The organism is Dyella silvae (genome assembly GCF_026421305.1).
Taxonomy (GTDB): Bacteria; Pseudomonadota; Gammaproteobacteria; order Xanthomonadales; family Rhodanobacteraceae; genus Dyella; species Dyella silvae.
Genome location: NZ_JAPJBQ010000009.1, coordinates 154,148 through 172,257, shown reverse-complemented (window position 1 = coordinate 172,257; position 18,110 = coordinate 154,148). Strand labels below are relative to the sequence as shown.

Sequence of the window (18,110 nt, the reverse complement as noted above, 5' to 3'; positions counted from 1 at the left end):
TTCACAACAGCCGAATGGCTGGTCATCCAGTGTCTTTGCTTTCAGGCACTGGATGACCAGCCATTCGGCTGTTGTGAAGCGCTTCCCGCCTTCGCGGGGATGACAGTGATTATTCAAACCTTCCTTAGTGCACCCTCCACATGCGCCCGCAACGCATCCACAAACACTCTGACCTTGAGCGCCCGCTGCGTCGAAGCGGGAAACACCGCATAAATGCCTCCTTCGGGTAGCGTCCACTGCGGCAATACACGAATCAACCTGCCCGCTTCGATGTCCTGGCTTACGGTGAAATCCGTCATCACACCGAAGCCGCCGCCACTCAGCACGACCTGCTTCATCGCTACCGCCGAGTCGGCGGTAAACACCGCGTCAAAGAAAACCTCCTCGGCTTCGCCTTGCGGCCCGGCGAATGTCCAATGGGCCGGTTTATCGAGCACCGAGAACGCCGCCATCGGCCGCCCCGAGAGGTCTTGCGGGGACTTTGGCAGGCCACCCGCGCGCAACAGACTGGGGCTGGCGACCAGCCATAGGGCAAAGCTGCCGAGTTTCACGGCCTGATGGCTGGAGTCAGCGAGCCAGCCAAGACGGATGCCGACGTCCACACGGTCGGCGACCAGATCCAGCACGCGGTCGGCCGTGATGAGTTCGATGCGCAGCGAGGGGTGTGCCTGGGTCAGTGCGGCAGCGACCGGCGCGACGACGGTTGCGGCGTAGTCCATCGGTGCGGTGACGCGCAGCGTGCCGGTGACTTCGCCGCTGTGGCAACGCGCGGATTCGATCGCCGCCTCGGCTTGCTCGACGATGACGCGGCTCGCTTCATAGAAGGCCTGACCGGCCTCGGTCAGACTCACGCTGCGAGTGGTGCGCACCAACAAGGTGGCGCGAAGTTCAGCCTCCAGCTTCTGAATGTGCGTGGTGACCATCGCCTTGGCGACATCGAGCCGTCGCGCGGCGCCGGCGAATGTACCCTCCTCGACCACCGCGACAAACACCGCCAGCCGATTGAGGTTGATACCGCTGACTTCGCTCATGTGGTCGTTCGCCCGGAGTGAATAGTGAGTTCGGAGGTGGCATCTTACGGGTACCGGCCATTCTCTCCATCATGCGCACACCTCGATGCGAAAGAAGCCAGACCGATGAACATCCCGCAGATCTCCCATCACTACGTTGACGTCGACGGCATCAAAGTCTTCTATCGGGAGGCCGGCCCCAAGGACGCACCGACCTTATTGCTGCTGCATGGTTTTCCGTCGTCGTCGCATCAGTACCGCCGATTGATGGATGCGCTGGGCGACCGCTATCACTTGGTTGCACCGGACTATCCCGGCTTTGGCCACAGTGACGCCCCCGTCCCGGCCACGCTAGGCGGAACGTTTGCCTATAGCTTCGACAGCCTGGCGGATGTGATCGAAGGCTTCTGCCGCGCACTCAGACTGGATCGCTTCGTGGCCTATATGTTCGATTTCGGCGCACCGGTAGGTTTTCGTCTGGCGGCGCGCCATCCGGAGTGGATCGAGGGTTTGGTGATCCAGAACGGCAACGCTTACACGGCTGGCCTCAGCCCGATTGCGCAGGAATTCACCGCGATGAAGCCGGGTGTGAAAGGTGCCGAAGAAGGCGTGCTTGGCCTGCTGACGCTGGAGATGACGCGTAGCCAGTACCTCACCGGCGCGGCACATCCCGAGCGGATCTCCCCCGATGGCTGGACCATGGACCAGCACTTCCTCGATCTACCTGGCCGGGCGCAGATCCAGATCGATCTCGCACTGAACTACCACTCCAACATCACTCTGTACCCGCAGTGGCAGGCCTGGCTGCGCGAACACCAACCGCCAACGCTGATCTTCTGGGGTCGTCACGATCCATTTTTCGTGGAGGCTGGCGCGCGGGCTTATCTGGACGACGTACCGAACGCTGAGCTGCACGTGCTGGATACCGGGCACTTCGCGCTTGAAGAATGCCTGCCCACCATCGCCCCGCGAATCGCAAGCTTTGTGGACCGTACGAGCGTGAACAAGGATGGCCAAGCCGAACGCGTCTGACATGCCTCATGTCGTAGCGTTCGGCTCGGCGCGATCCAGGAAAGTTCAAGACAGCCTGGGAGCCGCGTTACGCTCTCAGTGCCTGCTGCTCGACGTTGCTAACGCACGTGCTGGCGGCCTTATGAAGGAACTGCTTCAGCAGTGCCGCATGATCTGCCCGAAGGGCGTCGTTCGTCGGCGGGTCATTGGGATCGGTCGGATCAACCTTGCACAATTGCTGTGCAACCAATGCACCGGTCTTGCCGTCAATCAGACGAACACGCGCCGCATAAAAGACGTGATACTTGCTCCACTGGGTCGGGTAGTAGCTGTACATCCAGTTGATGGTCTTTACATCGAGGATGACGTCAGCGCCGGGATAGATCTTCACCAATGACGCTGGATTGTCGTCAGCGGCAATCTGATGCGAAGACGGAAGCACCGTAGCCGATCGTTTTACCGCCATGTCATTAGCGATCTGTTCGCTGATTTCAATGGCCGGGTCTTCGATATTCTCGGACTTAACCAGTTCATTGCCCGCGCTGACCATCGCCATGGCGCCAAACATGCCAAACGCAGCCTTTCCAGGCGTCATGGCAGAAAAGTCCGGCTTGGCATATTGCGTCACCACAACATGCTTGCCCTGCAGAGCTGACCCTGAATCCAACGACTTGGTGGGCGCGGACACACACCCACTCAGAACGACGGCAATGGCCGCCGCACAGCAGAACTTCTTCATGTTTTCCCCTGTTTGAATCCCCTCGGCCAAGCGGCCGAAGGCATCCTAGCAATGCGCCTGAACGCCGGTCCAGGGTTTCAGCATCGAGCCATTCGCCGTCGTCTTCGAAACGAATCAATCCTGTGGCTCACCATCAAAAGTCGCGGATGGGAGATCTTGGGAGGACCCTCCCCCCACATGAGAGCAGAGGGAGGGCACGCGGTTCCTGAGGGTTAAAACGACACCCTTACCCCGACGTTTGCCGCAGCCTGCCAGTTCGCCCCGAGGTGTGTACCGAGAGCGCGCTGGTAATCGAACTTCCCATACAAGTCGATTCGCGTCCCCAGCCTGGCGGTCAAGCCGCCCCCTACTCCGGCAGCGTTTTGCGCAAAGGTGTTCTGCAGCGTCGTCTGTGCCGCTGACGTGCTGTAGGTGGCGGTAAAGCGATCAGTGCCGTTGTGGACCAGGTTCACCTCCACATACGGATGCGCCACGGACACTGCACCGGCCGAGACATCCCACATCCCGCGCACGCCAAGCTTGCCGCTCACGCCCGAGGTCGAGCCCAACGACACCGTGGTGCCGCCGCTCAGCGTGGTCGTATCGTAGGTTTGATGTTGGTAAACCAGCTGGGCCAATGGCGCCACGGCAAAGCTCGGGCTCACCTTGAATGGCTGCCCCACCTCCAGTGCCACCAAGGCGCTGTTACCTTGCACGCGACCGGCATCGATATTCGTTTGATCGCGCGTCATGGCGCCCTGGATCACACCATTGACGTAGAAGCCGGAAGCGCGCTCATACGTGGCGTATCCATCCAGCGTATAGGCATGGCTCTTGATGACGCCTGCTGCGGCGTCCGCAACACCGCCCACCGTGCCGGTGGCAGTGCCCTGACCGTGCAGCAGGGTGCCAAAGGCACCGACGGTGATGTGCGAATCATCTGCCGTCGCACCCTGCCACAGGGCGGCACCGACCTGCAGGCCGGTCACGCTACCCGTCAGCCCGGCTTGGGTGACACCGGTGCTGTGCTGGTCGAGGCTGGAGACAAGCGTGCGCCCCCAAACCGCCGGACCTTGATCGGTGGCGATCGCATCCCCCTCTCGATCGTGACGGGTGGCCAACGCCGCTTGCGTCATGGCGTTGATCATTTCCATCGCCGCCGGCAAACGTGCGGCTTCCGGGCGGTACATCTGGAGCGCCGGATCAACCGGAGTGGGAGTGGTTGGAGTAGCCGGATCGACGGGAGTCGGAGGAGTTGGAGTAGTCGGAGTAGCCGGATCGACTGGAGTCGGAGGAGTCGGTGTGGTCGGAGTAGTCGGATCGACTGGCGTCGGAGGAGTCGGAGCCTGCGTCGTCAGGTACCAGTGTTGACCCGCGCCCCGGCTATCGCCAGCCCGCAATCTGTATACATAAGGACCGGCCATCACCGCGCTGGCCAGGGTAAAGCCATCTTTGCTGCTCTGCGCGGTCGTGTCGGCTCCGTTGATGCCTTGCACGACCTCAATGCCATTGCCAGTCGTGGCTGCACCGAGCCCGCCGACGTTGTTGATAGCCAATTGAGTGTGGCCAGTCACGCTACCGCCATTGACGATGAGCCGGTCGCCCACGGTGGCGCCGTCGTTGAGCACCTCATTGAGAACGAGGGTGCCGTTTTGGCCGGCGTAGTTGGTCACCGTCAGCGTGGTGCCTGGCGGCGTGTTATTGCCCAGGGTTACCCGGCCCGCGTTCGTCAGGCTGATAAGTGTCTGGTCGAAGCCGTTGAGGTCGAGTGTGCCGCCACTGGCCACCGTTACCGGCGAGTTCGGGCTGAACGTATTTGACGCGCCGGCCTGCAGCGTACCTTCACTGACGCTGGTGGTGCCGCCGTAGATGTTGGCGCCAGTCAGCGTCCACGTGCTGGTGCCGGTCTTCAGAAAAAGATCAAACCCCTGATACTGGGCAGTCGAACCCACGTCACCCAACTGCGTGGTGTCAAACGTCTGGTCGACTGTGCCGCCAAGCGCCAGTGCGTCACCGCCGTTGGTTGTCCCACTGTTGCTGACGACATTGCCGGTGAAGCTGTAGTCGGCCATCAGCATCAAGGTATTGCCGCCGCCGCTTAACTGGACTGCGTTCGCGCGCGTGTTTGTTGCCACTCCATTCGATGCACCGGCAATGCCACCCGCCACCGCACCGTTGATCGTGATAGTGGCATCACCTGTGCTGACGATGCCGACACCACCGGCACCGCCGGTTGTCTTGCCGTTGCCACCGTTGCCGCCGCTGATCGTTCCCGCGGTTTGGTTCAACGTAAAACCCGAACCGGCAACACCTGCGCCACCATTGCCGCCATTGCCGGAGACCGATAGCCAATTGGTGGCTCCGCCGGCACCACCGTTGATGGTGCCGGCACTCGTAAGGCTGGAACCGGCGGCTTCCGCGTTGACGCCTGCCCCGCCCGCACCACCGTTGCCACCGGCCGACCTACCGGAACTATTACTACCGCCTGCCCCACCCGATCCGCCGGTGCCGCCCGTAATCGTGGCCCCGCTGTTGTTCAGAAGCGTGAAGGCATCGCCACTGCTGGCAATACCGATGCCCTGGCCGCCGACGCCGCCGTTGCCCCCTATGCCCGGCGTAACCGGAGGGGCGGGACCACCGCTGCCACCGGCACCGCCGCCACCGTTGCCGCCCGTCATCGAACCACTGTTGGTAATCAGCGCACCGTTACCACTGGTGACCGCATTGCCGCCCGCGCCACCAAGGCCACCTGCACCGCCGCGCGCCAAGCCGTTCAGGCCAGCCATGCCACCTGTGCCGGCCGTCCCTCCCGAGCCGCCCTGAGCGAGGCCACCATTACCGGCTACCCCGCCGTTGCCACCCGTGATGGTGGCGCCAACGTTATTGGTCAGGATGAAGCTGCCGTCACCGGTCGCAGATCCGACACCGCTACCGCCGGCGCCACCTGTACCGCCTGTGCCGCCTGTGCCGCTGGCGCCACCTTGGCCACCGTTGCTACCGACGCCGCCGCTACCACCGCGACCACCCGTACCACCGTTGGCACCGGCGCCGGCTTTGCCACCGGCGCCGCCGCTGATCGTCCCGGAATTGGTGAGCACGAAGCTTGTGCCGCCGAGGATGCCACTGCCTCCGGCACCACCGTCTGACCCGCGCGCACCGTCTCCGCCCACGCCACCGGCGCCACCGTTGCCTGTGCTGCCTGCGCCGCCAGCTCCGCCGTTGCCGCCAGAGGCGGCAAGTCCGCCGTTGCCGCCAGTGCCGCCCGCGATCTTCCCGGTATTAGTGACATTGAAATCAGTACCACCAAAAGCGCCGTCGCCACCGGTACCACCGTTGCCGCCGCTTGTACTCGCTGCGCCATCGCCACCGGCCGCCCCGGCTGTGCTGTTACTTGCGCCTGCACCACCCGCGCCACCGGTGCCACCTGTGCCACCGGCACCCCCGGTGATCGCTGTGCTGCTATTGGTCCAGGTCACACTATCGCCGGCAAGAACGCCATCACCGCCAGCGCTGCCGGAGCTGCCAGCCGTTGATGACGGGGTGCCATTGCCACCTGTTCCAGCACTGGCAGACGTTCCCGACGAGCCATTCGCGCCTGCAGTTCCGGCACTACCTGCACACGTGTTCGAACTGGAAGTGGTGTTCGTTGAATTCGACGCAGGGGTGCATGTCTGCGCCATGGTGCGCCCGGAAGCGGCAGCAAAGCCGAAGGCGCAGATCAAGGAAATCGTCCGCAGCAGGCGGCTCGCCCCGCTGCCCCGCTTTTGGCCCTTGGCCAGTTCGCTGGCCGCCACGAAGGTGCGCCTTTTCTCGCACCATATATTTTTGAAAACCCTGTTCACAATTGAGACCTGCTTACAGGTGGGTGACTCTTTCCTCAGGAACGCGAGCAGGTCGCGTTTCCCATACCGGCACAGCAACCGCATTCGCACGTCGGATTGCTCTGCCGGACACTGGTCGAGGGTGCCACCTGCTGTTTCTGAACTCTGTTCTGCACATGACAGATGAGACGAAGTCACGCCCGGGCAAACAGAATGAATGCCGGATCGTGCTTCAAAAGGATGGCCGCCGCGGGCCAGGGGCGAACACCAAGTGCGGCCGGGAAAGTCCTGGGACTTTCGGAAGCATGGCGACTCAGCCTCTCTGATTCGAGTCCAGAGCAGCTCGCTTCTCACCTTTCAATCGAGGGCTTTACACCAGCCTTAGTCGCTCATGGCAAGCGCGAGTAGTCGCGGGTAGTCAACAATGTGAATACACCGATAAAGAACATCGATGAGCCCCATGCGTTCTAACGCTTTCATCTCCGCGTTGACCTTCGGCCTGCTGCACCCGACGATGTCGGCGACTTCTTCCTGGGATAACTTCAAGCCAATGGCTACGCCACGGGACGATTCCACGCCGAATTTATCCGCGAGTTGAAGCAGCACTAATAGGCAACGCTTCCTGAGCGAAAGCAGTGAATGACTCGGTAGAAGTTGATGCGCCCTTCTGCCTATACGGCATATCTTGCTTATCAATAGATCAGTGAACCTTTGATCAGCGAATCTTGCTTCGTTCACCGTGTGTCGAGACAACAAAATCACCTTGCCGTCCGTTCTGGCGACGTGGTCATAGGCATTTCTTTGACCGTCGAAACAGGCGAAGAGATTGAGGATATCGCCCGGTGCACCATAGGCGACGACCTGTTTACGGCCATCGACGGACATAACACTCGACTCAATCGCGCCGCTGAGAATGAGCGCAATATCCTGAAATTCCGCATTCCGGTGAAACAAGACGTCGCCGCGCCTCAGCACGCGCACACGCCCTTCCCCGAGAATGAGCTGAATGGTTGATGGCTCCATCAACTCGTGCCATTGCAATCGCTGAAGCGCTGCCGCCGCCAAGGCCCGCTGTCTGGCTTCCATCGCTTCCGGAATGGTGTCTACATCTAAGGTGGAAACGCAGCTGGCGGAAAACCAGCACGTGTATTCATCATTCGATGTGCAGCCAGCCCGTTGGCGAAGCTCTGGCCCTGGGCAGCGGAACGGTATGGGGACCTGCAATACATGGGTCACGGTCTAACTCCCCCCATAGTCTCATCCGTCTGTTCCGGCGAGTGCCCCTCCTTGGCGCGCCGTATGTGAGACATGGTGGACATTCACGATGAGAAACTCTGTCATCTGAAGAACAATTGCTAAAAAGCATCTTGCTCGCATGTGAGATGCCCCCTCTTCTTCGACATATCATTGATCTTTAACTTAGGCGCCCATCTCAATTTATGGCCAGCAAGCAAGCCGATCGTCCAGCGAAGCAACACCTCTGCGGACATAAGACTAGGGATCATGGCCACCGGCTTTACGCCTTAGTGATGACCGTCGCGGCGACCATGACAGGCTGCGCCAGCGAAGCCACCCGCCATGACGCACCATCGACGCAAAGCGCCACCACCGTGACGGATGCGTCATCCGTTTGGCCAGGCAAGGACGAAGTCAACGCTTTGCGAGCGGCACCGGCACGATGGCAGGCGCTTCGCTCCAACTGCGATCGTGACCTTGGCTACACGCCACACCCCGTTAGCGACTTTTCGCCTCCCCAACATTACGTCGATCGTGAGGGCGAGCAGCGTATCGCCAAGCCCTTCACCGACGATGGCCATGTGGCTTACCGTGAGGCGATGTGTTTTGCGGCCAGCGGCGACAGGCGTTATGCCATGGCGAGCGAGCGAATACTTGATGCCTGGGCTACGGGTGTGCAGCACATCGGCCAGGGACAAGGCGTCGCCGACTTTAATTTCACCTTCCCCTTGTACGCATTAGCCGCATCCATGGTGCGTACCGATGCTCAATGGAACGATGCTGCGTTTCGCGCATTCGTGCGACAGCGTGTGCTGCCGGTTTCAACGGCATCGCGCACCAACAACTTTGGCAACTGGGGTGTGCTTCTCGAGGCAAGCAGCGCGGCTTATCTGCACGACCGCAGCTTGATGCAGCGGGCCGCACAGCGCTGGCGTGCCCTGATGCTTAGCCAGGTAGCGCCGGATGGATCGTTGCCGGCGGAGATCTGTCGCAGCAATACCTCAAATTACTGCGGCGGACCGGACAAGGGCGTCAATGGTCTCTCCTACACCCATTACTTACTGCTTCCCACCACGCTGGCCGCTGAGATCTTCCATAACGATGGAATCAATATTTACGCCGGCGATGCAGGCCACCAACTCAACCTCGCGTATGCACAGGCCGCTCATTGGACCTTGCACCCGGAAACCTTTCCCTACTATGCGAGCAACGGCGGCCATCTGAATGGCGTGCGCAATGCCGCGTACTTCTGGATCTTGCAGCAGAGGATTCCCAACGACGATGGCCGTGCCGTCATAGAGCAAGGGCATCTCGGCATGGATGGTTTTGAGATGGAATTGCTGTACGCGCACAAGGGTTGATTTGCAAAAGAATGGGGTCAGGTTCACTTCCCTTCCGCACTCAGTGGGAAAAAGTCTCTGACCCCTTTTTTAGTGGCCGTCACCCGACTCAGGTCGACGCAGGCGAAGACTTTCGATGCCCTCGGCCAGCACGCGTACCCGCGATTGCGGCCGGCACTTGTCGGCGCAGCCAGGCATGCGCCGGGTCGGCGGCGTGGCGCGGATGCCACGCCATCACAACCGTCTCGCCACGCGGCAGAAACGGCAGCGGTACCACCACAAGACCAAGGCCAGGCGCCATCGCCCGCGCCAATCGTTCACTCAGAGTGGCAACAAAATCGCTACGCGAGGCAATGACGGGCGCCGCACTGGCGTTGGCCACGGTAACCACAACGCGACGCGACAGACCAAGCGCGGCCAATGCGTCGTCGACTAACGAGGGTGCCCCGGGGCGCCGCTGCACATCAACGTGCGCTTGTGTGACGTAGCGGCGTGCCGTTGCTGGACGATCCGCGAACGGATGACCGGCGCGCACGACGGCGATCATCGATTGGGGAAACAGTTCGACAACCTCGATTTCCGGATCGCGTGGTCTGAACGTACCGATGTCGAGATCGACGCGACCTTCGCGCAGGGCACCGGGGTCGTCGTGTGTCTCGGTCACGAATCGCAACTGCGCGCGCGGCATGTCCGCCGCCAGCGCGGTGCCGAGCGCGGCGCCGAAAGCGATGGCGAAGCCATCCGGTGCGCGCACGACGAAGGTGCGCTCTGTGGCCGCCAGATCGTCCCCCGGCGGCGTGTGTATCAACGACGCAGCCTGCGCAATCCATTGCGCCACCGGCTCGCGTAGCGCTAAAGCACGCGGCGTAGGCACCAGGCGACGGCCAGCGCGCACCAGCAGCGCGTCACCGGTCAGCTCGCGCAAACGCGCAAGCGCATGGCTAGTCGCCGGCACGCTCAGGTGAAGACGCTCGGCGGCGCCGGTGACGCTGCCGGCGGCCAGTAGCGCGTCCAGCGTACGCAGCAAGTTCAGGTCATACGTTTTCATGCCATGCAACATTTACTTCTGAATATTGCACTGGTCAAGCGGGTTGGTCGGGTCCAGGCTAGTGTCATTGCCCCCGCCGTCGTCACCCGCATTACCACGTCGACGATCTACGCCACCTTGGCGCTCATGCTCGCGCCGAGCGGTAACAAGCGCGATGCCGCGACAGGCGTTGTGGCTGATGCCACCCCTCCTCCCCCTGACGACCGTCTGATTCCCAAGAACAGCCATGACCAACATTTCAGAACACGACTCCCCCATCCTCGTGACCGGCGCCGCTGGCGCAGTGGGTGCCATCGGCCGCAACGTCACCAGCATGCTGCTGGCCCAGGGCCACCACGTGCGCGCCATGGTGCGACGGGAGGACGCTCGTGCAGACGACCTTCGCCGCCTCGGTGCCGAGGTCGTGGTGGGCGACCTGACTGACCTCGCATCGGTGCATCGCGCCGTCGAGAGCTGCAAGCGCATCTACTTCGGCATGTCGGTCTCCGCGGCCTACCTGGAGGCCACCGTCAACATGGCCGTTGTCGCCCGGCACCATGGCGTCGAGGCCGTCGTGAACATGTCGCAGATGACGGTCTCTCAGATGAGCATCACCGAAACGACCGACAGTCCCCAGCACAAGCTGCACTGGCTCGCTGAGCAGGCGCTCTCGTGGTCAGGCCTTCCGATGGTGACCATTCGGCCGACAGTATTCCTTGAGGGTTTCTTCCAGGTGCTCGCCGCAGCCGGCGTGCGCGATCGCGATGCGCTCGTGCTGCCGCTCGGCGACGGCCGCACCGCACCCATCTCCGCTGTAGACGTTGCGCGTGCTGTCGCCGTAGTGCTGGACGATCCGGCGCCGCACATTGGCCGCATCTACAACCTCACGGGAAAGGAGTCCGCCGATCTGGTGCACTTTGCGAACGTCTTTTCCGAAGTACTCGGGCGCACGATCACCTATCGGGATGCACCGGTCGATGCCTGGACCGACAAGCTACGCGAGGCCGGCTTTCCCGAACACCTGCTGGCTCATTTCGCCGCCATGGCGCGCCTGCATCAGCAAGGCCGCTACGACCGCATGACGGACGACTTCACTCGATTGACGGGCCGCGTACCGACAAGCATGCACGAGTTCGTGCAAGCGCATGCCACGGAGTTCACGCGGCCCACCACGGCCGCGTGAACGATGCTTTTCATCTACCGCAGAAACTCAACCTCGAGGGATGAAGGTTGTGTTCAATGCAGGCTGGTGGCGGCGTCCTCGATCACCTTCGCCACCTGTTCGGGTTGCGAAATGTAGACAAGGTGGCTGGCCTTGATTTCGGTGACCTTGGAGCCGGCGCGCTGATACATCGAGCGCTGCAGGTCGGGACTCAGCACATGGTCGTCGGTGGTGAGCACCGCCCAGGTGGGCTTGGTGTGCCACGCGGCGTCGGACACCGTGGCGGTGAAGGCCGCCTTGGCCGCGAACGGCTGTGACGCCGCCATGAAATCCGTGCGGTTCTTGATGAGGTCGCCGGCAAAATCCGCAGCGAACTTCGACGGCTCGACGTACAGATGGTCGTCGAGGGTGGCGACCACGTCATTACTCGGGGCGGGCACCGAGCTGAGCAACTGGCTCACGCTTTCGCCTTCCTTGGGCTCCAGCGCGGCCACATAGACCAGGCCCTTCACCTTGTCGCGCGTGCCGGCGACCGAGATCACGGCGCCACCGTAGCTGTGGCCGACCAGCAGCACGGGGCCATCCTGTCGACGGATCAGTTCACGAGTGAGATCGATGTCGTCGGCAAGCGATTCGATGCGCGGCTGCTCGACGGTGACGTTGTAGCCCTTGTGGATGAGGATGTCGTGCACCACGCGCCAGCCGGAACCGTCGACGAAGGCGCCCGGCACGATGACGATGTTCTTCACGCCATGTGGCTCGGAAGCGTGCGTGGGTACGGGCTTGACGTCAGCGGCGATCGCCGGAGCCTGGGCGGCCACAAACCCAATGGCGAAGCTCAACAACGTTCGCATGAAGGCATGTCCCCGCGATACCGGGGATGGCTGGGTGCGGAGGAGGTGGGTGGAATCATCGCGCCCGGCGCCATCGCTGTTGCGGGCCAGGCCTTCGTGGCTGCCGACCTTGCCGGTGTGGGGGATGGTGTTGGACATGACGAGTTCTCCTTGGGTGTCGTGTGGCGCGCTGGCGGCATGCCAGCCGGAGTGACTAGGAGACGCCCGCCGCGTAACGCCGGTGTGTCACACGCCCAGCCCAAATGCATCGAAATGTAAGGCGGCGACGGGCGGATACATTCCAATACAAAATGGGCATCGCGCATCGGCGGCTCGCGCCAGCACTGATGCATCACACGGATAGCGGTGCGCTATAAACGTGCCCGAAAGTGCCGGGCCATCTCGCCCTGCCCTTTCTTCCTCAATGTCATCGCCGGGTGTGCGATCTAGACCTTCACAGCGTCCCGAATTCGCGGCCGCGCTTCTCCCGCTCCAGATCGCACTGCACTTGCAGCAGCATCCAGTAGAGCGCACTGGTGTTGAGGACAACGGCGAGGCGGATGGCGTCGTTGGCGCGCATGGGAACGTCGCCCATGATGAGTCGCCGCAGGCTGGTCACGGTAAGCCCCGTGCGCCGGGCGAGGGCGGAGAGAGTCATAGCGCGGGGTATCAGGTAGTCGTCCCGCAGCACCTCACCGGGGGTGCGCAGGCGCTGTGAAGGGTCCACCCGCAGATGCGGGTCGAGGCGAATCAGGTTCATCGGATTTTCCGGTCAGGCACGGCAAGGCGACGCATCAGGGATGACATCGATGCGTGTCGGGGAATGTCCTGCGACGCTGTGCGTGATCGCCCAGGTGTGGCGCATCGATGGGTATCGACGCGCCACGGGGAACGATCACAGGACGGGGCTAAGCGTTCACTCTCAACGCCTCACCGTGCCCATCCACCAGACGTTCAAGGCACTGGATGGCGGTGGCCACTGCAATGGCCACGGCGGCCGGAAGCGGCCATTCCAACGACTTGTGGGAAAGCCCTTCGGTGCGGGCGTGCAGGCACTGCTCGTGATCGATGCGTAGCCGCGTCAGGGCATACGCGGCCAGGGCGAGATCTTCGCGGGTGAACACGAGCGAGGGAGGGAGTGCCGACGCCGACGCCGTGAGGGTGTCGGGTGGAGGAGTGTGGGTGCTGCCGGCGGGAACGGGCAGGCGTGCGCGTGCCGTATGATCGTGGGTAGCCAAGATCAACTCCTAAGGTTGGCTTTGGTCAGCGGGTCGTTTGAGTTACCGCTCAAGCGGCCCGCGCTTCACGACATTGCTGTCATGGTCACTCGCGGGGAACGGTTAAGAGACACCGCGAGTGACGTGGAGACGGTACCAAAGGCAAGCGCTAACGCGTGTCGGCGTTTCCCTCAAGCTGCCATCAGCTTCTGACGTGCTGACGACGGGGCCGATATCCTCAACGAGCGATCAGGTCTGTCGATCCAGAAAGACGTGTTATCGATGAAACGCGAGGTAGACCGCCTGATTCGGATGGAACGAACCACATCCGTTAGCGCAAGCACCGCGCAAACCAAGTCGATAAAGGTCTACGCGATCAAGCTTGCGCGATACCAGGACTTCGCCACCGTCCTCGAAGCTAATTAGCCCTCAATCAAAGAGCCTTACAGTCCGCGTGATGTTTGGGTGATTGACTTGGTATTTCTACGAGGATTGATGATTTAGAACCAGCAAAGTTCTCGTTCACTCAAGAAAAAGTCTCTGATCTTTTTTGGCAAACGATGACGACGGGCGCATAATCGCCGAATCGGGGGCGCCCGGTTGACTATGCAATCAAGCGGACCTACGCGGAGTGAGTTGCTCGCGCGATCACACACTCCGCCCGCACAGACCGCTCAGCATAGGCGTTGAATCTCGCGATGTAGCCATCGGCGCAGCCGAGTTTGTGTCTCTAAAACGTGATTAACGTAGGGAGGTGCGAAATGGTCGCCAGGAAAACGCGTGGCACTGTAACCATCAAGGTCAGCCACGAATATCGAGTGTCGCTACCCAGGGTAGCCCTTTCAAAGTCGCTCCAATTTATCGATGTCGATAATCTGGAAAAAAGAAAGAAAGCAACGATCGATTTTGGGCACGTTGAAACCGAATGCTGCTCAGCTCTGATAAGAGTGGATCTTGAGTACGGAAAAATTAAGGCTTTCCGTACTGAACGTTGCAAGACGGCCGGCACTCCGTCAAAAGCCTTCATCACAGCTGTTTCAGCAGCGCGCAAAAAACTAAAACAAACAAAGGGCGCCGGCATAGTCACTGTAGGAACCCCCATATCTGAGGTTCTTTCTAGTGCGCTGCGACTACCCGACATCATCATTTCCGATGGGTGCATCATGGTCTGTTGGGATGGGAGCGACGGCCGCGAACACTGCTTCTTCTGCTGCCTTGATCCCCGGACTTTATTCTTCTGCATGGGGCCATCCGACCTTCAGGCCGCGTTGTAGTTTTGCTCATCGCGGACTTCTGTGATGAGTGCCCAACAAAGCACTTCAGCCGACCGGCCTACCTCCGCTTCGCCGCGAAAGGCCGGCGGCTGAGTTTGGAAAACCAGGATCAGAGTGGACTTTCCATGAAAACTGGCAGGAAAAGTGCACTCTGACCCCTGTTTTGTCCTTGTCGTCCGAACAAAAAGGGGAGGAGTGCTTCTTCAGCCCATCGAGCTAAATCCTGTGCTCGCCTCGAAGGTTATTTCACGGATATGCCGAGGACGCCTGGAGGATTAGCTTCGCCCTTCGCGTCTGCGCCCGGGACTTGCGCAAGCTCCTTCAGCGTCACTCTTACTCTTTTGTCCATACCATGGTGTCTGGCTGAAGCTGGAAGTGACCTGTTCGTTGGTACAGCCGCTCAAGTGATTCATGCCTAACGCGGAACTGACTTCTCCGCTTGATCTTTGGCTTCGAGGACGACGCGCTTTCCATCTTGATCGCCGGATCGTAAAAGACAGCGCCTGCAGTCATCGCCTCAAGAAGTAGTCCAAAGTCAGCCTCCTCGCAGAGTAAAACGCGCGGACCATAGCGGTAGCTTGGCGGCGGCGAGTGCGATAGCGACGGCACATAGGCTGCTTGCGCGTGCTTTCTGTTCCAGTGCTCCATGAATTCGGTGAACTTCCATAACGCGGCAACTTCACCGTCCCGGGACACCAGCGCGATACAACCGTCGATGTCCGTTATCTTTCGCTTGATCGAGTCATAGCCCTGCAGCTCCAACTTGAGCCCGGTGTCGGGATGGAAGTCTTTGGTACAGTCATAAATGCCGCCAAAGTTGAGACGATCAGGCTTTCCGTTCTTGTCGGGATACCCGAAACGGCGCAGGAAGACATCAACTCCTTGATCGTGATAGATGCCGCCAGTCGGCTCGGGGGTCATCAATGTCACCGGTGACCTGGGCAGGAATTTTTCGAAGTCCCTGACGCCGTATTGCTTTATCTCCCAACCGAGGAAATCGGGCTCCGAGTAGCCGTTCGGCGATATACCAAGCTCCGCCTCCAGTGTGTAGCCACCGGCATTGCTCGCAATGTACGGTTGCAGAGCACCACCCCGATTGAGTCTCTGCGAGGGAATCCAGAGCTTTTGATGGATCGCTGCGAGCTTTGCGAGCAAGACGGTTCGCGTGTCTTCACCGGTTGCGGCGTCACTCAACTCTATGAACACGCCCAGCATGGGAGCGTCCGGGAGTGCCAGAACCTCCATTGCAACGGGATGGCCCTTACCCGCAGCGAAACCGAGAACGCGTTTGTCCTCAGTCATTCCGAGAACCAGGACGCGCCCCTCATCCCGCACCCTCAGCACCTTGCCCGGCGCGTTTCTGCAGCCCTTCAGAAAACCGGACATGCGGACTTCCGGGTATTTCGGATAAAGAATCAATTGCGCGCCGGGCGCACGGTAGCAACCGTGCTCATCTACCCAGTAGAGGTCCACATCAGCCTTGGCTCTGTCTCGCTTACTGCTGGCCTTCTCGTCGGCGTCCGCATAGATGCTGCCATGAGGGATTACGTTCAATGCCGAGAAGTCACCACCCAGGTAGATCTGGTTCTTTGAATTGTCGTTCGGCGCCAGCTTTTTGGCGTAGAAACGATTTGCTCCATGCGACTTCATCAGCGCCAGGACACCGGACACAGACTCGATCATGCTGACTCCCCCTGATTTCCATTTCAGCGTTGCCACCGTCAACGAGCGGACAGATGGCGAACTTCATTGCGACTCCGGCTCTGGCCGCACTTGAGCGAACACTCCCGAACGACATCGCGCCGCCAACTGGTATCACTCAATGCTGGGCGTAACCTTCCGTCACGATCACGACTCGGCCTGAGCCTCGTGACCCCCTTTATCGGCAGCCGCACAACAATCTGAAAAGGCTATACGTGGTCGAGATCTCCTGATCTCGGCGTCGCGAAGCGCGACGACCAGGCCCCTTTTTCAAAACCGAAAGTTGCTGACGCCGATGAGCCTCCATCTCAGACTTTGAGATGAGCGTTCATCAGACTTTCCTTGCGCCACTTTCGGACATTTCGCTCTAGCATGCAAGGGACAAACGAGTGATACTTCGTCACACATTTTTCCCGCAAAATAGATGACCCATGGCCGCCCATACCGAAGATCTCGACCTGATCAACAAGTTGCTTGAAATTTACGATCAGAAGCAGATCGCCGGCTTTCTGAATGAGGTGTCCCCAGATCACTGGTGCCGGGAGACCATTAACCGCTGGCTCAAAGGAAAGGCATCTCCCAAGCTGAGCGTGGCCGAACATGCTGCTTTAGAAGCACTGTTGCCCAAACCTCCGAAGGGCAAACGAGAGTTCGACTTTATCGATCTGTTCGCCGGAATCGGCGGACTCAGGCGCGGGTTCGAGCTGTCCGGTGGGCGCTGTGTTTTTACAAGTGAATGGAATGCCCCGGCCGTTCGCACTTACAAGGCGAACTATCACTCCGACCCGGAATTCCACAGGTTCAACGATGACATCCGGAAGATCACGCTGAGCGCTGATGAAAGCGTGAGCGAAGACGAAGCCTATAGGCACATTGCCAAAGCGGTGCCTGATCACGACGTGCTGCTGGCCGGCTTCCCCTGCCAGCCGTTTTCGATCGCGGGCGTATCCAAGAAGAATGCACTGGGCCGCGCGCACGGCTTCGAATGCAAGACTCAGGGCACCTTGTTCTTCGATGTGGCTCGCATCATCGCAGCGAAGAAGCCGAAGGCTTTTCTCCTGGAGAACGTGAAGAACCTGAAGAGCCACGATAAGGGGCGCACGTTCAAGGTGATCGTCGAAACGCTTGACGAGCTGGGCTACGAGGTGGCCGATGTCGCGGCCAGTGGCGCAGATGATCCTAAGATCATCGACGGAAAGCACTTCGTGCCCCAACACCGCGAACGAATTGTTCTTGCCGGATTTCGTCGCGATCTCGGAGTACACGACGGATTCACGCTGAAAGACATCAAGAAGCTTATTCCAAAGACAAAGCCTGTTCTGGGTGACATCCTTGAGAAGGAAGTGGAAGACAAGTACGTCCTGACGCCTAAGCTATGGACGTATCTGTACAACTACTCGATCAAGCACAAAGAAAAGGGCAACGGATTCGGCTTCGGTCTTGTCGGCACTGGCGACGTTACCCGAACGCTGTCCGCCCGCTACTACAAGGACGGCTCGGAGATCCTGGTCGATCGTGGCTTCGATTCCAAGAAGGATATCGACACGCCGAAGAACATGAAGAACCGGCCCCGCAGGCTTACACCACGCGAGTGTTCGCGACTGATGGGCTATGACAAGCCAGGCGAGGCCAGCTTTCGCATCCCGGTATCGGACATGCAAGCTTATAAACAGTTTGGCAACTCGGTCGTCGTTCCCGTCTTCGAGGCGGTCGCGAAGCTCATGAAGCCGCGAATTATCGAGGCGATCAAAAAGTAACGG

At 60.4% G+C, this 18,110-nt stretch carries 14 protein-coding genes and 1 pseudogene; 5 read left to right on the top strand and 10 right to left on the bottom strand.

Features of this window, described 5'->3' with window-relative positions:
• Nucleotides 1-113: 113 nt before the first annotated feature.
• The gene (locus OQE56_RS18315; protein ID WP_267226256.1) at nucleotides 114-1,031 is read right to left on the bottom strand and encodes a LysR family transcriptional regulator; all 918 of its coding nucleotides are present in this window, start codon (nucleotides 1,029-1,031) and stop codon (nucleotides 114-116) included.
• A gap of 105 nt (nucleotides 1,032-1,136) precedes the next feature.
• Here OQE56_RS18315 and OQE56_RS18310 point away from each other — a divergent pair, with 105 nt between their 5' ends.
• Nucleotides 1,137-2,042, top strand: coding sequence for an alpha/beta fold hydrolase (locus tag OQE56_RS18310; protein ID WP_267226255.1), 906 nt, complete (start codon nucleotides 1,137-1,139; stop codon nucleotides 2,040-2,042).
• A 67-nt stretch (nucleotides 2,043-2,109) separates the two neighbouring features.
• Here the strand turns inward: OQE56_RS18310 and OQE56_RS18305 are convergent, their stop codons facing one another.
• The 4 genes and pseudogenes from OQE56_RS18305 to OQE56_RS18290 all read right to left on the bottom strand — a co-directional run bounded on the left by OQE56_RS18305 (nucleotide 2,110) and on the right by OQE56_RS18290 (nucleotide 7,796).
• Nucleotides 2,110-2,760, bottom strand: coding sequence for a hypothetical protein (locus OQE56_RS18305; protein ID WP_267226253.1), 651 nt, complete (start codon nucleotides 2,758-2,760; stop codon nucleotides 2,110-2,112).
• Between the two features lie 212 nt (nucleotides 2,761-2,972).
• Complete coding sequence (locus OQE56_RS18300; protein ID WP_267226252.1) at nucleotides 2,973-6,215, bottom strand: autotransporter outer membrane beta-barrel domain-containing protein; 3,243 nt, start codon at nucleotides 6,213-6,215, stop codon at nucleotides 2,973-2,975.
• A gap of 288 nt (nucleotides 6,216-6,503) precedes the next feature.
• Nucleotides 6,504-6,665 (bottom strand): annotated as a pseudogene (locus OQE56_RS20145) (ESPR-type extended signal peptide-containing protein); the annotation flags it as partial.
• A 276-nt stretch (nucleotides 6,666-6,941) separates the two neighbouring features.
• Complete coding sequence (locus tag OQE56_RS18290; RefSeq protein WP_267226248.1) at nucleotides 6,942-7,796, bottom strand: Crp/Fnr family transcriptional regulator; 855 nt, start codon at nucleotides 7,794-7,796, stop codon at nucleotides 6,942-6,944.
• A gap of 293 nt (nucleotides 7,797-8,089) precedes the next feature.
• Between OQE56_RS18290 and OQE56_RS18285 the strand changes: the two genes are divergently transcribed.
• Nucleotides 8,090-9,157, top strand: coding sequence for an alginate lyase family protein (locus OQE56_RS18285; protein ID WP_267226246.1), 1,068 nt, complete (start codon nucleotides 8,090-8,092; stop codon nucleotides 9,155-9,157).
• Between the two features lie 88 nt (nucleotides 9,158-9,245).
• Here the strand turns inward: OQE56_RS18285 and OQE56_RS18280 are convergent, their stop codons facing one another.
• The gene (locus OQE56_RS18280) at nucleotides 9,246-10,184 is read right to left on the bottom strand and encodes a LysR family transcriptional regulator (protein WP_267226244.1); all 939 of its coding nucleotides are present in this window, start codon (nucleotides 10,182-10,184) and stop codon (nucleotides 9,246-9,248) included.
• A 226-nt stretch (nucleotides 10,185-10,410) separates the two neighbouring features.
• Here OQE56_RS18280 and OQE56_RS18275 point away from each other — a divergent pair, with 226 nt between their 5' ends.
• Nucleotides 10,411-11,346, top strand: a complete 936-nt coding sequence (locus tag OQE56_RS18275) for an NmrA family NAD(P)-binding protein (protein ID WP_267226242.1) — start codon at nucleotides 10,411-10,413, stop codon at nucleotides 11,344-11,346.
• Between the two features lie 53 nt (nucleotides 11,347-11,399).
• On the opposite strand, the gene OQE56_RS18270 is transcribed toward OQE56_RS18275, so the two are convergent.
• The 3 genes from OQE56_RS18270 to OQE56_RS18260 form a co-directional block, all read right to left on the bottom strand.
• Nucleotides 11,400-12,317 carry an alpha/beta fold hydrolase gene (locus OQE56_RS18270; RefSeq protein ID WP_267226240.1) on the bottom strand — a complete coding sequence of 306 codons (918 nt, stop codon included), beginning with the start codon at nucleotides 12,315-12,317 and terminating at the stop codon, nucleotides 11,400-11,402.
• Between the two features lie 295 nt (nucleotides 12,318-12,612).
• Nucleotides 12,613-12,918, bottom strand: a complete 306-nt coding sequence (locus OQE56_RS18265; protein WP_267226238.1) for a HigA family addiction module antitoxin — start codon at nucleotides 12,916-12,918, stop codon at nucleotides 12,613-12,615.
• A 148-nt stretch (nucleotides 12,919-13,066) separates the two neighbouring features.
• Complete coding sequence (locus OQE56_RS18260) at nucleotides 13,067-13,396, bottom strand: hypothetical protein (RefSeq protein ID WP_267226235.1); 330 nt, start codon at nucleotides 13,394-13,396, stop codon at nucleotides 13,067-13,069.
• A 740-nt stretch (nucleotides 13,397-14,136) separates the two neighbouring features.
• Here OQE56_RS18260 and OQE56_RS18255 point away from each other — a divergent pair.
• Nucleotides 14,137-14,649 carry a hypothetical protein gene (locus OQE56_RS18255; RefSeq protein ID WP_267226233.1) on the top strand — a complete coding sequence of 171 codons (513 nt, stop codon included), beginning with the start codon at nucleotides 14,137-14,139 and terminating at the stop codon, nucleotides 14,647-14,649.
• Nucleotides 14,650-14,982: 333 nt separating this feature from the next.
• Here OQE56_RS18255 and OQE56_RS18250 read toward each other — a convergent pair whose 3' ends face one another.
• Nucleotides 14,983-16,332, bottom strand: coding sequence for an MvaI/BcnI family restriction endonuclease (locus tag OQE56_RS18250; protein WP_267226231.1), 1,350 nt, complete (start codon nucleotides 16,330-16,332; stop codon nucleotides 14,983-14,985).
• A 449-nt stretch (nucleotides 16,333-16,781) separates the two neighbouring features.
• Here OQE56_RS18250 and dcm point away from each other — a divergent pair, with 449 nt between their 5' ends.
• On the top strand, nucleotides 16,782-18,107 hold the full coding sequence (gene dcm / locus OQE56_RS18245) for a DNA (cytosine-5-)-methyltransferase (RefSeq protein WP_267226230.1): 1,326 nt from the start codon (nucleotides 16,782-16,784) through the stop codon (nucleotides 18,105-18,107).
• Nucleotides 18,108-18,110: the final 3 nt, after the last annotated feature.

Excerpts from the sequence above, each read along its gene's own strand:
- OQE56_RS18280 (WP_267226244.1), bottom strand. The coding sequence starts at position 10,184 with ATGAAAACGTATGACCTGAACTTGCTGCGTACGCTGGACGCGCTACTG.
- OQE56_RS18265 (WP_267226238.1), bottom strand. The coding sequence starts at position 12,918 with ATGAACCTGATTCGCCTCGACCCGCATCTGCGGGTGGACCCTTCACAG.
- OQE56_RS18305 (WP_267226253.1), bottom strand. The coding sequence starts at position 2,760 with ATGAAGAAGTTCTGCTGTGCGGCGGCCATTGCCGTCGTTCTGAGTGGG.
- OQE56_RS18250 (WP_267226231.1), bottom strand. The coding sequence starts at position 16,332 with ATGATCGAGTCTGTGTCCGGTGTCCTGGCGCTGATGAAGTCGCATGGA.
- dcm (WP_267226230.1), top strand. The coding sequence starts at position 16,782 with ATGGCCGCCCATACCGAAGATCTCGACCTGATCAACAAGTTGCTTGAA.
- OQE56_RS18285 (WP_267226246.1), top strand. The coding sequence starts at position 8,090 with ATGACCGTCGCGGCGACCATGACAGGCTGCGCCAGCGAAGCCACCCGC.
- OQE56_RS18255 (WP_267226233.1), top strand. The coding sequence starts at position 14,137 with ATGGTCGCCAGGAAAACGCGTGGCACTGTAACCATCAAGGTCAGCCAC.
- OQE56_RS18315 (WP_267226256.1), bottom strand. The coding sequence starts at position 1,031 with ATGAGCGAAGTCAGCGGTATCAACCTCAATCGGCTGGCGGTGTTTGTC.
- OQE56_RS18275 (WP_267226242.1), top strand. The coding sequence starts at position 10,411 with ATGACCAACATTTCAGAACACGACTCCCCCATCCTCGTGACCGGCGCC.
- OQE56_RS18310 (WP_267226255.1), top strand. The coding sequence starts at position 1,137 with ATGAACATCCCGCAGATCTCCCATCACTACGTTGACGTCGACGGCATC.
- OQE56_RS18270 (WP_267226240.1), bottom strand. The coding sequence starts at position 12,317 with ATGTCCAACACCATCCCCCACACCGGCAAGGTCGGCAGCCACGAAGGC.